A 14,393-nucleotide genomic window follows, 5' to 3' on the forward strand; every position below is an offset into this window, starting at 1 on the left:
TTTAAAATTCATTTTTTAGGCCAGGCTGTTTCCAGTCCCTGTGTACCAATAAAGTGCTGGAATTCTTCCAGCATATTTTTGTCTTCTCTCACAGCGCGCGGTATCGTTTTTTTCTTCAATGACCACACCACCAGCAAACCCACCGCCTCTCCTATGCTCCACTCCACGGGATGCAGACGATAGCAGCCATTGGTGATGTGCGTAGTGCCGATGTTCTTACAGGCCGGCAACAGGTTATCCATGCGCACCGGCAGCAAAGCACCCAACGGAATCTGGAATGGCAGGCAACTGAGATGGATATAGTTGTTACCGCCAAAACTGGGATGCAGGTCCAGTCCGTAAGATCCGACCCCAACACTGTCGTGGAAGAAAGCGGCGGTATTGCCGCCTGTTTTCCCAAGCAGTTGTGTGCGGTTGTCGCGGCCCACATGTTCTTCCAGTATTCTGAAAACGGATTTAATACGCCGGGATTCGCGGATGTAGGGATACTTCGCCATACCATCTGCTGTACCCATGACATCTTTTCTCAACCTGATGCCAGGCCAGCCATTACCGCCATCAGGGCGGGGAGCTTCTGTCTGCAACCAATAGAGCAATGACAGACTGAGTTGCTTCGCCTTATTCACATGCAATTTGAAATCCTTGTCTGTAGCGCCTACCAGGTTACCTGGCAGGTAATCGTTCTGTGGCCAGTTTACGATGGTAATATCGCCCGCATAAGCACCGGGTCTGAAATTAGTTTTGTTGATGATGCGCCGGTAGTTCCACAGGTTGAGTATTTCACCAAACATGCGGCCATCCGGATTAAACTCCAGCATGGTAGGCTGCAAAGTAATGGGCATAGAATACTGCAATGCCAGCAGCTTACCAGGCCAGGGCGGCGTCATCGTTGGTTTGAAGTTGCGCCAGAAATCATATTCTTTCGGCTTTTCGATCACATGTTCTTCTCCCGGAATGTAGTCCATAGCAAAGCACATGGTAAATGCCTGGTTGTTTTCCGGATTGGCCCTTTCGCCGGCATGCAGCTCGCCCGTGTCCTGTCTGGATTCTGAACCAGTGACGAATTCCGTACCCGTGAGTGGGAGTAAATCACCCAGTTCTGTGGCGTCTATGAAATAAGGCGCAGTAAGGAATATCGTATTGCCGCTACGCTGGTCCACTGCTTTGAGGGTGTTGACCTTGCTGCCCTGCACGTCCGCGGCGATCATTTTATGTTCCAGCAGTAATGTGAGTCTTCCGGTGCTGATCCAGGGCGCCAGCATCTCATTTAATACAGCTACGGCTACACGCGGCTCATGGCACAGCCGGGATACGCTGCCATCACCGGGATTCAGGTGTGCGCGCGTGCGGGCCTCTTCTGTGAGGGGATAATTACGGATGTAATACTGACGGACAGCGGTGCGAAAGTCGCGGTACGACTGAGGCGCTCCGTGCGTTTCAATAGAACCGTGTTCATCAGGAGGCACCCCTTGTTGTGTGAGTTGTCCGCCTATCCAGTCTGTTTCTTCTGTGAGCACTACCGACAATCCGTTACGCAGCGCCGCCAATGCGGCAGCAAATCCTCCCAGGCCGCCCCCGGCGATCACTACATCAGCAGTAAGGCCATCTTTGTCTTTTCGTGTACCCGTTGCTGTTTCCGGCACTGCAATAGCCGGAAAGGCCGTAGCAGCAATAGCTCCGGTACTTAACGTCAGCCATTCTATAAAGTTCCTTCTGTTCAAGGCAATAATTAGTTTTTATATCCGGACCGTTATTGTGTGTGATTATGCTGATGATTAAAATGTTACCAGCCGGGATTCTGCGACAGACTGGTCGCTATATCACGTTCTGATTGTGGTATAGGCATCAGGTTGAGCCTGGGAAACCAATAGCGGACTTCCCGCGTGATACGTTGATCAAGCTGTCCTGTATAGTCAGGAATACTGTTCAGATCATGAGTGGCACTGAGTTTGAAATTGGGGATGGGCAATACCAGTGAAGACGATTTGGCAATACCTGCGATGTTGCCGGGCATCACCAGGTCACCTATTCCCCACCGGCGAATGTCCACCCAGCGGAACCCTTCGCCTGCCAGCTCCGCATTGCGTTCCCGGCGAATGAGCTTCCGCAGCTCCTGCTGATTGCCCTGTATCGCTATGGGTACCGGAGGCTGCCCGGCTCTCTTTCTCACAAGGTTGATCACATCCTTTACAGACCCATCCATTTCCCCCAGTCCCAGTTCAATCTTCGCTTCTGCATAAGTTAATAATATTTCTGCATAACGCATAAGGATAAACGAAACACGTGAGATCGAATTATCTTCATCAGTCATGGCATACTTCATCCAGAGATAACCGACTCCACTTTTTGCAGGTCCGAATGCACTGCTGAAATCCTGATTTGATTTAGTGCTCCACGTGCCGTCCAGGTTGCGCAGCCTGAAGGTAGAGCTGTAGATGTCATATACCAGCGTCGTCAGATTCATGGTAACAGTATCTCCCGGCATCGCCACGGTATACTTCAGACGCTGATCCCGGTTCAGCCTTGGTGTGGCGGGCTTATACACAGCTGATTCGTCAATACGTTTTCCATCACTTGCTTCAAACATATCCACCAGCCGCTGCGTAGGGAAACGGCCGGATTGTCCGTTTGCATTACGGGAAGTCTCGGCGTATGCAACCCAGTTATAAGCCTTTGCATAAGCATCGGAATACAATACTTCAAACATAATCTCTCCGCCTGTGTTTGGCTTCTGACCACTACGTGTGAACAGATCCTGAAAGCGGGGATTGAGGCTCAGTCCTGCCTCATCCATGACCAGCTTCGCTGCCTGCGCGGCAATGCCATAGTCCTTATTATACAGTGCGATACGTGCCTTCAGTCCCAATGCCACCGCCTTATTCACGCGCCCCCGGTCCGATTTGTAATTCAGTGCGGCAACGGCCTTATCGAGTTCATCATACATGAACTTCACCACATCCGATTTCGCTGTGCGCGACTGAGTTTTGTACTCAGCAGGTTGCAGTGGTTTAGTGATCAGCGGCACATCTCCAAACATAAACACCAGCCGGTGATATGCATATACGCGGAGTACACGGGCTTCCGCTTCCATCCTGTTATAGTTTTGCGGATTCAGCACATTATCCTTTCCTCTGACCATGCCATCCAGCATGCTATTGGCTTCCTGTATGCTTGTGTAATTACCGGCCCAGATAGTTTTCACCAACGTATTGTAAGTGTCGAAATTACCTTCGCCCAGCTCTACAGCGCGCGGCACGCCAATGTCTGTCCACACATCCGTGAAGGCTTCTGTAGGCGTCACATCCGGCTCCATTGAACGATAAATAGCATTCAGTGCGTAGTTCATTTCTGTTTCATTATTCAGAAAGGTTCCCACTGAGGGTACATCTCGTGGTTCCTCTGTGAGAAATTTTTTACACCCCACAGAAAAAAATATCGTACCACAGGTTATATATGTAATCAGTTTTTTCATCATTTCAATTTTAATCATCAACATTAAAAACCAACGTTCAACCCCACTGTATATGTTTTCATGATGGGATAAAAATTGCCACCAGCGTCAATCTGTTCCGGATCAAATCCAGGAAAGAATTTACTGTGTGTAAAGAGATTCTGTCCACTTACAAAAACCCTGGCGGATTTTATCTTCACTCTCTCCGAAAGCTTTGATGGCAGTGTATAACCCAGTACTACATTCTTTATTCTCCAATAAGCGCTGGATCTTATCCAATAAGACGATACAGCATAGTTATTGGTAATAGAAGGGTCCAGCAACCGTGGGTAAGCGGCATTCTGATGATCAGGTGTCCAATAATCAAGTTGTTCGGTGAATATAGAGCCCTGGAAACCGCCTGAATAGAAGGGTTGCGCGCCTGTCAGCGGCAGATAGTTGCTGCGTTTGCCCACTCCCTGAATAAATATAGTGAGGTCAAATCCTCTCCACTGACTGCTGAGATTCAGGCTGTATTCATATCTTGGGAAGTTGTTACCAAGCACCACACGGTCATTTGCATCTATCTTCTTGTCCCCGTTCATGTCGCGGTAACGTATATCTCCGGGGGCCGTGTTGCCGAACTGGAATGGCGCCGCCTGTACTTCCTCCTTTGAATTGAATAATCCGTCTGCAATGTAGCCGTAATAAGAGTTCAACGCGTAGCCTTCCTTCTGGATGGTAGAAGTGTTGATATACTGATTACCGCCGATGTTCAGCACTTTATTCTCTACATCAGAAACATTCAGCTGTACCTGGTAATTAAAGTCCCGTATCCTGTCCTTCCATCCAAGTGCTACTTCCCAGCCGGTATTGCGCATAGAGCCAATGTTGACGAATGGCGCTTTTAATCCCACATATGCCGGAATCAGGTCTTGTATCAGCATGTTGCCGATGTCGCGCTGGAAATAATCGGCCGTCAAAGTCAATCTGTTATTCAGGAAACCCATATCCAGACCAGCATCCAGAACGGAAGACTTCTCCCAGATCAGGTTAGGATTGTACGCGTTGGCCAACGCATAACCAGTATTGACTACATTATTGAAATAATAACTATAATCTACGCCCGTACTGTATATGGAATAAGTAGGATAGATAGCAGCGAGGGTCTGCCCGCCGGCAGAGATGTTCTGATTACCCAGCGAACCATATGACACACGCAGCTTCGCTTCATTGACATGCTTGCTGATGTTACGCCAGAATTCTTCCTGCGACATGCGCCAGCCCGCGGATACAGAAGGGAACAGCTTCCACCAGTTCTCCTTTCTGAACCGGGAGGATGCATCCCAGCGACCGTTTAACTCCAGGAGATATTTCTCTTCATAGTTATAATTGAGTCGTGTATAAACAGAAGCCATACTCCAGCGGTACTCTCCACCCGCCAGCGACTGTCCTACCGCCTCCGCAGCACCTATATAAGGCATATTCGGATTCAGTACATTGATACGCGTTGCATCCACATTGGAATACTTGTAGGTTTCAGAACTGAAGCCACCGAGCAGGGTTACCTGGTGCCGCCCGAAAGCCTTGATATAAGTAGCCTGCGCGCGGAACAGGTTTTGTGCGGACTGGTAGTTGTTGTCGATAATTGTGCTGTTGGTAGGAAACAGGCGCGAGAAGATCAGCGAATTGGTAGCAGAATCTGCTGTATATATTTTGTACTGAGACGATAACTTGCGGTTACGGCCGGAAATGAAATTGGAACTATAGGTACCTAGTATTTCGAGGCCATCGATGGGCTTGTAACGCAGTGTACCGGTGAGGATACGGTTGTCTGTGATTTGGTTGTCGAATCCGCCGTCTGAAGCCATGGCCGCGGGATTGCTGCCAGACCAACCTTCACCCCACTGCCCTGTATTGAAGCGGCCGGGTGCTGTTGGTGTAAGGCTCAGCGCATACTGAATGGCAGCAGTTGGCGATAGTCCGCCGGGCCAGGTACGGTCTCCCCTGTTGAACACCATGTCTGCAGAAGCGGATATTTTTTTTGAGAGGGAAAAGTCGGTATTGAAGCGCAGGTCTGTCCGTTTATAGCGCGTGTTGTCTGTAATACCGTTCTGGTCAAGGTAACCACCGGAAGCGAAGAGCCTTACTTTATCATTACCAACTGCGACATTGAGGTTATGAGTCTGCATCAGGCCATTGTTAACCAGTATCAGTTTCTTCCAGTCGGTATTCATCCGGAGGAAATTATCTACGCCATTTGCTTCATAGTCTGCGATCTGCTTGGTATAAGCAGGTTGCTGACCGTTGTTAATGCGGGCCTGATCCCAGAGCTTCATGTGTACGAGCGCACTCACGCGATGCGGCATGTCCGTGGGGTCCTGTTTGGTCAGGCTACCGCTGTAGTTTACGCTGACGCCCTGTTTACCACGGCGTGTAGTGATCAGGATCACGCCATTGGCAGCACGTGATCCGTACACAGCAGCAGCAGCAGCATCTTTCAGGATGGAGATACTTTCAATACTGTTAGGATCAACGGCATCCATGGTGGGCACAGGAATGTTGTCCACCAGTATGAGTGGATTCTGCCCTGCTGAAATGGAGCCTATACCACGGATGCGAATGGTGCCGCCATCGCCGCCGGGTACGCCGGATTGCTGCGTGACGGTTACGCCGGGTGCATTGCCCTGCAGCGCCAGTGATGCAGAGGCGACCTGTCGCTTGGTCAGCATCTCACCACTTACCACCGACACTGCGCCAGTGAGGTCTACTTTCTTCTGCACACCATAACCCACCACAATCGTTTCAGTGAGTTGCTTTGCAGATTCCAGCATGACCACATCCTGCTCTCCGGTGCTGACAGCGGGGATCTCCTGCTTTTCAAAACCAATGAAGGAAAAGACCAGCGTAGCATCTCCCTTTTTATTGGGAATGCGATATCTTCCGTCACCGTCCGTAGTAGCGCCGGTATTGGAACCTTTCACCATCACCGTGACACCCGGTAATGGTACATGCCTGCTATCCGTCACACGTCCTTTTAACACCTGGTTCTGGGCTGCAGCAGGCAGTTCCAGTAATATGAATACAATGGTTATAAGAGGGAGGGATAGGCTCGCGAAGAGCCCGCAATGTGATCTTGTTGATTTTTGCATAACATGTCCAGGATAAAATAATAAACAGATAGTTGGTTGAAAGCCTCCTTGGTATCATATAAAACAGCAAAACAGCTAAATATGCAGATTGGTTTTCGACATGATACGTCCCGTAGAATTCCGTATTTAAAGAACTTGCTTCGAACGATGACCATTCAATCCATAAAAGATGATATAGAGATAGCATAACAACGGCAGGGTAAAGGCTATAGCCCAGGAGTAGTGATCGATCAAATACCCCTGTACATAAGACACCACTGCACCACCCGCGATAGCAGTAGACAGGATGCCCGATGCGCGTGTTGTAAACCTTCCCAACCCATTCACTGACAATGAAAATATTATTGCGAACATGACTGAATTACATAACCCTACCGCTATCATGGACCATACCGCCACATAGCCGGTTGTATTTACCGAAACGCAGATCAGCATTATGGCTGCGGCGGCGCAGCAGGTAAGCACTATTGCCGGTTTCAGGGAGCGTAGCAACACGGCACCGCACAACCTTCCTACCAACATACCTCCCCAGTAAAACGATACAAATGAATTGGCTTTGTCTGCATCCGTATGCAACAGATCGGCGATGTAGTTGGTGAGGAAAGATCCTATCGCCACTTCCGCACCTACATAACAGAAGATGCCTATAGTTCCCAGGTTGAGATTGCGAAAGGCGAAGACGCTATGTCGTTCCATCCCGGTAAACGCGATCTCCTGCGAGCGCCCGGACTTTATAACCGGGAGCTTCAGCCCCGCCACCACCAGCGCAATGACAATCAACAATGCCGCTATAAATAAATATGGAAACCTGACCATTTCAGCAGGCGCGGAAGACTCCTGTATATGGGATAATATAAAATGTGCCCCGAACAGCGGTGCTACTGTAGTCCCCACAGATCCAACGCCCTGGATCAGCGCAAACCTGGAAGATGCAGTGGATGCAGGCCCCAGCACAGTGATGTACGGGTTGGCCGCCACCTGCAACATTACTATACCTACTGCCAACACAAACAATGCGGTGAGGAATAATGCATACTGATGCAATATCGCAGCAGGAAAAAACAATAATGCCCCCAGGGCCGCTATAGCAAAGCCAGTTACCATCCCGTTGCGGTAACCAATACGTGAAATCAGATTGCCTGCCGGAACAGACATAATGCCGTAGGTGAGGAAGAAGTAGAACTGCACCAGCGACGATTGCGAATAACTCAGTGTAAAACCTTTCTTGAAAAAAGGGACCAGTGTATCATTCAGACAGGTGATGAAGCCCATCATAAAATACAACACCCCCAATGTGATCAGTGCAGGCCGGAAATTCTTCTTACTATTTTCTGTTACATCAGAAACAGTGACCTGTTGGAACGTAATGTCAGCCATGTACTACCTCCTTTCCAGCGATCGCCTTTAACGTTTTCCAGCACTGGAAAAGTCCGCGTGGCACATGAAAGCAGCCTTTCCATTTGCCACCTTTCAGCGGCAGCAGCACTTCCCCTCTTCTATTGAGATAACCATACCACTCCCCGTTTTCCCGGTCAGGGAAATGTGTCCATGTATAGTAGTGCAGTTTTTCGAACCAGTCGCTGCATCTTTTATCGCCGGTGTACATATAACCTTTTGCCATGGCCACCAGCGCTTCGATATGCACCCACCACAATTTCTGATCCCATTCCAGCTGCTGTGGCGGATAGCCTTTCACATCCATGAAATACAGAAGACCACCAAACTGCTTGTCCCACCCATAGTCCAGGATATCCAGCGCAATGTTCATCGCCTTATGAATAAGTGACTGATCAGCCGCTCTGGCGCCAAGATCCATTATAAACCACATGGCCTCCAGACCGTGGCCCGGATTCACGAGGCGTCCTTCGAAGCTGTCTACGAAGTGGCCTTCCGGGGAAACGTTTTCCAGGATCAGCCCCAGCTCCGGTTGATAGAACACATCCATCACTTCATGCACCGCACGGCTGATGGTTTGTTCTACCAACGTGGAGGGGAGCAGGTGCTCTAATTCCAGCACCAGGTTAGAGAGGATCATAGGCATTGAAAAACCTTTCAGCGGCCTTGTACCGGGATAGGATTTGTTATAAATACCTTTTGAATTCTCCTGTCTTTCGAGGATATTATGGAAAGTGTAAACAGCCAGATTACTGTGCTCTTTGTCGCCGGTAGCCTGGTACAAGCGGGCAAAGGCCATTGCCGCAAAGCAGTCGGAGAAAATGTTGTAAGGCTGCACCAATGGTTTGCCTTCCCTGTTAAGCGCGAAGTACCAGTTTCCTTCACGGTCGCGGCCATACTTCTGCAGAAAATGCGCGCCCAGCAATGCCATATCCAGCCATTCCTTTTTTTGTTCCACCATGTTATAGAGCATGGAGAAAGACCACACCTGCCTGCATTGCAGCCAGATGAATTTATCCGTATCAAACACATTCCCTTCCCGGTCGAGACAAGTGAAATAACCTCCGTAAGTATTGTCCGGCGAATGCTTCATCCAGAACGGGATCACATTATGGAGCAAACTTTCGCGATATTGTTCCGTATAGTAATTAGTAAGCATAAACTACTCAGGTTTTAGTTTTGAGGCGTTAGATTTTAGCGGTCATTTTTTTTGGTATGATGGAAATTGTTTGGGTCTCTTCCCAATAGCTTTTATTCTGCGAGGTAAGTACCTGTGTGGCTACTATCCAGCTTTGCGTCCAGCCAGTGAGCGTGCCCCAGGCGCCCCAGCCGGCATCAGCATTGGAACCCCAGTAGTCCCAACGATTGTAATCAAAAGCCCGGAACCAGGCCCCGTCAAGATCTTTAAAGCGACTACTCTTCACCTGTATCCTTATGAGAAAGTCACCGAGCTTGTCCACCGCCTTTTTATATTGGATGTTGCCGGTAGCATGGGCAGCTTCGTTGAGACTGAAGTATGCGAAATTGCTGGTATAGAGCATATCTGCTACCGGATCTCCATTATCAAATATCAACGGCGCTTCACGCAGTCCATATTCTTTATTGGAAGGCGTGCGGCCGTATTTCCCCTGTCCTGGTCCAAGTTCTTCGCGGATGGCGCCGCATGCAGCCTGGTGCTGCAACAGTTGTTGAACCATCGTATCCAGCCACTGACGGTGTTGTGGCGTGTTTTCCACCCTTACCAGCCAGGCCAGCGGCAAGATCATGCGGGCACGTTCCTGTTGGATGCCGTTAGTCCATTTCCATTTCGCAGGATATGCTTCCATGGTCATGCGGATGGCAGTCCTGGTTTTATTGAGCAACGGCTCATAACCTGTTTTGTCATACAGCCACAGGTAGAGCGCCCACATCCATGATTCAAAATGCGGAGCAGGATTTACAACATCACGTGCGGCGAACCAGGCTTTTCCCTGCTTCAGGAGGTCCTGTTCCTTTAGCCTGTTGCCCCGGAAGCCATAAATTCCGGTGGTATTAAAGTTGGCCATGATAGCCTCTTTCGCCAATTCGTTCCATTCACTGGTATTCATATACGCTGATGCACCCAGTATACCGAGGATAGCGCGTGCATTATCGTCACCGTAAAATTCATTCGGATGGGTAACAGACCAACCTATCAGTCCATGTACAGCACTTGCCGTATCATCTTTCGCAGGCGCAAGATTGGAGCCTTTGAAAATAAAATTGATCAGGTTACGTGCATAGTCATTATAACGTTTATTGTCCAGCAGACTGGCCGCAGCGGCTAATGCAAAAGCTGCCTCACCCTGTACATCGGCCCGCAACCAATAGCGGTATTGTTGTTTGCCATCATAAGCGATCCGGGAAGCGTGTCCTTCTAATAATCCGGAAGTACCATCACCGTCAGGCAGCTCCTGACCCAACGGAGGGCCAACAGGATTGGTACCATCTCCCTGGTATTTACGCCACAGCTCTTTCCAGGAAGGATTGATAAAGAAGTGGCCATGCCAGAACCAGGTGATACCTTTTTCCACGCAGATCTGCTTCGCATTGGCAGGCAGTGCTTCATGCTCCTTATACATCGGTGATACATAGGAAGGCCAGTAGCTGAAATGTATGTCCTTTCTTCCTGTCATCCTCTCCAGTATATAAGCCCACACAACTTTCCAGGACTCCTGCGGACCATATCGACCAGTAGCGAAGCTGCTGAGCTTTGTCATGCCTGCCAACAGGTTGTCCTGTTCAAACAATAGCGGATACTGCCTCACATCTGCTACACCATAAGCAGCCTTGTCGAAGCCGGCCACTTTGGCCAGCACGATCAGCGGGTCTTTCACTTCTGCGGGAAGAATATGGCAGTCGTTGATCCCCAGTATGCTCATCGGCGGCAACGTAGACCCAAACACCCTGCTCAGTACCACACCTCGCTCTAATTGCGTGTTCACAGGCTGTTTGGAGACTTGTATACCCGGCAGCGTAGCAGTATACTCTGTATATACTTTTATTCGTTTATTCTTAGCCGTTAGTAGTATTGAAGTATCGGTTGCTGTCAGTGTTGCCGGGTAGCCATCCGCCACAATAAAAACAGCATCACCGGGTGCGGCGGCCTGAATGGCGTCCGCCGGGTTATTGTATTGTTTTACATTGAAACCGTTTTTTTGCAGAAGCAGGTAAAGGTCGTTGTCCGCGCGGCCGCAGAAGAAGAGTTGCGGCTTTCGGGCAGCTGTCGCTGTATAAAACAGTGTAAGGAAGATGCAGGCAGATAGCAGGACCTTTTTCATCGTGCAAAGTGTTTGTATGAATTCCAGACTGATGCCGGCAGATGCGCGCCGACGGCTAGGTTACTACCGGGATGGGCAGTTGGTTTACTTCTATCCGACGAAGACGGCAGCATATGATCATTATACACTACATTCTCTGTCAATAAACGTCCCACCGTATCCCGGACAGTAACAAGGTCAGCACCTTTTGAGAGCGTACAACTAACAAAACGCACGCTCCCCTTTTCTACCACGGCAAGAGGACAGCGGTTATCCGTTGCCGTTACTATGCAGTTTTTGAGGAACATGGTGGAACTGTCGTACTGCCAGATCTGTTCAAAAGGCTGATTATTTATGACAAGACAATCTATATACCTGGTGTCTGCATGTTCGGTAGCATATATGCCTGCTTCAAAGGAATTGTCTCCGAACACACAGCGGCGATATGTTACGTTGGCGGCACCTACGTCACAAGCGCCGGAGCTGGCATTGCGCATGGCTACGCCGTCTTCTACCGATACCACTGTATGTCCGTGCATGGAAAATCCCTGTCCGCAGTTATCTGTAGCAATGCAATTTCTGAAGGTGAGATCGGTTACAGTATCATGTGCACTGAAGCCATCATTGAAAGCATATTGGGCGTGCAGGTTCTGAACGATCACATGACTGGTTTTGCTGTAAACATTTATGCAGGTACCAATACCCCGATGCGCCGGCATTTCTATTTTCAACGCTGCAAGTTGTTCTTGTGAGCGAAGATGAAACCAGACGGTCTTTTCGTCCTTGTTCCACCAAAAACCGCCAGGCGTTTGCCGTAATGCCGCTGCTGTCCTGCAGTTCGCTGCCGGCTGGCCATTCACCCACCAAACTTGTGGTGTCCCAATCCACGATGTATAGTCCTTGTTCAGCTTCAGCTGGTTTGACATCGGCCAAAAGGGCCGTTTGTAAATATTTTCTTCCACCCGTTGCCATTCCTCTACAGACACCGGCTCCAGTCCACTGATCACTGCATTGTTCCCTTCCACAATCAATGGATTGCCCGGTACTCCACCTGTATGCAAACGATTACTACCTGTATAGGGAGAACCGGTATTACACACATAGACGTAACCGGCAACAGACACTATATCAAATGCCCGCTGGAGCGTCCGCACAGGACCTTTGCCCACGCCCGAAGGCATAAGGCTCCGTCCGTCCAGACTATCGCTGCCCAGCAGGTTGTTTACAAAAACAGTATCCCTGCCTCCTGCCATTACCCTCCCTCCTGCCGCCGCATCTGCTGCAACGGCGGTCAACAACAGGAAAAATAATGGTAACAATTTATTCATGTGACAATACTCTTTAGCCAGCAATAAAACAGGTAAATTTGATTAAAGACGATATTCTTCGCATACGGCACCTGCACTTTTCAGTGCAACAGGTTACGCGCTTACTTCCTTTCATCCGCGGAGTTACTGTTTGTCAAGTTATACCTAAATTGCGTGTCTGCAACAGGATTCCCGGAAAAAATCTATGCAAGCGTTGCCGAAATAAATATCTTCATTCAATTTTCAACTGTAACTGTTTCACTACTTCCTTTTTTCCATTAACATTATTGGTTGCGCCAACAAAAGTGACGGTATAAGTACCAGGAGTAACATATCTGTAAGCATAACTGTTCTGGCGGACAGTCATATCTTTTATACTCACCCCCACATCTGGCTTTACTGCCCTGAGATTAACTGCCGAGCTGATGATCCAGTCATCATTGTCAGGCGTTTTAGCCGGACCACCATTGATTTGTAGCTGTGTAGCGGTAGGCGTAGCCCACTTCACATCCGGGTTCTTCAGATCCACCGCAATCCACCCTGACGCACTGATATTAGCGAACAAGGGCACCATACTTCCATCCGTCAATACATTATTCAATACAAAGTTCTTAATGATCCACTGCCGCTGTGGTTCAGTGGACGACTGCCTACCCGTAAAACGGAAAGCGATCCAGGTATTGGGAGCCGCTGCAAAATCAGACAGGTCAATATCTCCTGATTTCACGTCAGCCGCCCCAACAGACATCACCGCCCTGCCTGTCAGCTCAGTCCATTGAGCACGACTCACTGCGTCTGCATTATACACACCACCGAAATTATTTGATACCATCAGCGACAACGACTTCACCTGCGAGCCGTTCTGTGCCGATGTTTCAAAAGACATTACCGGCTTTCCCTGTGCGGTAGTACGCTGTACGTTTTCATACTTCTTTCCCTGTTCGCCGGAAAAGAAGATCAGGAAATCCGGGTTACCGGTGATGCTGAAGATTACGCTGTCACCCGCTTTGTAAACGGCCTTTGCAGTAGTCACCTCAAACGACGGCGTAGCTACGTCGTTGCGTTTGCACGCCAATCCCAGCAACAATCCTGCATAAAAAATGATGTGAACCGATTTTTTCATAATACTTTTTTTACCAGCCTGGATTTTGTTTCAGCAGGTTGTCGAGCGCCAGCTCCCGCTGCGGAATGGGAAGGTATTTATGTTTGTCGGAGATATTATCACCGGCACGGGAAGCATATTTAAAAGATACCGGCGCTGTCTGTGCAATGCTATTGGCAAGCGCTTTCATTGTTGGCACCAGTATACCCCACCTGATAAGATCATTTCTCCGGAAGCCTTCAAAGCAAAGCTCACGGTATCTTTCATCCTGTATGATGCTTCTGAAGGCATCCCGGTCTGAAATACCGGTGATGAGTGAAGCCTTTGCCCTGGCCCTCACTTCATTGAGGTACTGGTAAGCGATGGCTGATGGTCCATTGATCTCATTCTCCGCTTCGGCTGCCATCAGCAACACATCTGCATACCGTAGCAGTGGCTGATTCGTGCCTGTTTCATTCTTCACCTTATCAGATACCGGCTCATATTCTCGTCTGAACTTACCTACCTTACGGTTGTAGATCTGCGTATCTGTCCAGTTCACTTTATCGGGTCCATTATCACCGGCATACCGGTAAGCCGCGATCGCCCAGTCGCGGCGCACATCTTTCACTTCAAACTTCCTGTACAGTTTTTCATATACATTAAACTGTCCGTTACTATAGCCGAGTGCGACATTATTCTGCGTGATGCCATTGGAGACACCCAGTACACCACGCTCCTGGAACTGGT

Annotated in this window: 9 protein-coding genes; all 9 read right to left on the reverse strand. The window is 49.1% G+C overall.

Translation table 11 applies throughout. The annotated features are described in order from the left end of the window. Positions 1–8: 8 nt before the first annotated feature. Entirely contained in the window at positions 9–1,721 is a 1,713-nt protein-coding gene (locus tag VM802_RS08050; protein ID WP_325529314.1) for an FAD-dependent oxidoreductase, read from the reverse strand. Between the two features lie 62 nt (positions 1,722–1,783). Beyond that, positions 1,784–3,496 (reverse strand): RagB/SusD family nutrient uptake outer membrane protein, encoded by a 1,713-nt coding sequence (locus tag VM802_RS08055; RefSeq protein WP_325529315.1) that lies wholly within the window; start codon positions 3,494–3,496, stop codon positions 1,784–1,786. Next, positions 3,496–6,582: a SusC/RagA family TonB-linked outer membrane protein gene (locus VM802_RS08060; protein ID WP_325529316.1), complete on the reverse strand. Its 3,087-nt coding sequence runs from the start codon at positions 6,580–6,582 to the stop codon at positions 3,496–3,498. The genes VM802_RS08055 and VM802_RS08060 overlap by 1 nt, the downstream gene beginning before the upstream one ends. A gap of 126 nt (positions 6,583–6,708) precedes the next feature. Then, positions 6,709–7,959 carry a sugar MFS transporter gene (locus VM802_RS08065; RefSeq protein ID WP_325529317.1) on the reverse strand — a complete coding sequence of 417 codons (1,251 nt, stop codon included), beginning with the start codon at positions 7,957–7,959 and terminating at the stop codon, positions 6,709–6,711. After that, on the reverse strand, positions 7,952–9,136 hold the full coding sequence (locus VM802_RS08070) for a n-acyl-d-glucosamine 2-epimerase (RefSeq protein ID WP_325529318.1): 1,185 nt from the start codon (positions 9,134–9,136) through the stop codon (positions 7,952–7,954). The genes VM802_RS08065 and VM802_RS08070 overlap by 8 nt, the downstream gene beginning before the upstream one ends. A gap of 28 nt (positions 9,137–9,164) precedes the next feature. Further along, positions 9,165–11,276, reverse strand: coding sequence for a hypothetical protein (locus VM802_RS08075; RefSeq protein WP_325529319.1), 2,112 nt, complete (start codon positions 11,274–11,276; stop codon positions 9,165–9,167). Next, entirely contained in the window at positions 11,273–12,583 is a 1,311-nt protein-coding gene (locus VM802_RS08080) for a right-handed parallel beta-helix repeat-containing protein (RefSeq protein ID WP_325529320.1), read from the reverse strand. The genes VM802_RS08075 and VM802_RS08080 overlap by 4 nt, the downstream gene beginning before the upstream one ends. 211 nt (positions 12,584–12,794) lie before the next feature. After that, the gene (locus tag VM802_RS08085) at positions 12,795–13,685 is read right to left on the reverse strand and encodes a DUF5017 domain-containing protein (RefSeq protein ID WP_325529321.1); all 891 of its coding nucleotides are present in this window, start codon (positions 13,683–13,685) and stop codon (positions 12,795–12,797) included. A gap of 10 nt (positions 13,686–13,695) precedes the next feature. Continuing rightward, positions 13,696–14,393: RagB/SusD family nutrient uptake outer membrane protein (locus tag VM802_RS08090; protein ID WP_325529322.1), on the reverse strand; the 698-nt coding region annotated here is incomplete at its 5' end.

Source organism: Chitinophaga sp. (assembly GCF_035538455.1).
Taxonomy (GTDB): Bacteria; Bacteroidota; Bacteroidia; order Chitinophagales; family Chitinophagaceae; genus Chitinophaga.

Coding starts and splice junctions, on each gene's coding strand:
- VM802_RS08080 (WP_325529320.1), bottom strand. CDS start 12,583: ATGAATAAATTGTTACCATTATTTTTCCTGTTGTTGACCGCCGTTGCA.
- VM802_RS08055 (WP_325529315.1), bottom strand. CDS start 3,496: ATGTTGATGATTAAAATTGAAATGATGAAAAAACTGATTACATATATA.
- VM802_RS08060 (WP_325529316.1), bottom strand. CDS start 6,582: ATGCAAAAATCAACAAGATCACATTGCGGGCTCTTCGCGAGCCTATCC.
- VM802_RS08075 (WP_325529319.1), bottom strand. CDS start 11,276: ATGAAAAAGGTCCTGCTATCTGCCTGCATCTTCCTTACACTGTTTTAT.
- VM802_RS08070 (WP_325529318.1), bottom strand. CDS start 9,136: ATGCTTACTAATTACTATACGGAACAATATCGCGAAAGTTTGCTCCAT.
- VM802_RS08065 (WP_325529317.1), bottom strand. CDS start 7,959: ATGGCTGACATTACGTTCCAACAGGTCACTGTTTCTGATGTAACAGAA.
- VM802_RS08085 (WP_325529321.1), bottom strand. CDS start 13,685: ATGAAAAAATCGGTTCACATCATTTTTTATGCAGGATTGTTGCTGGGA.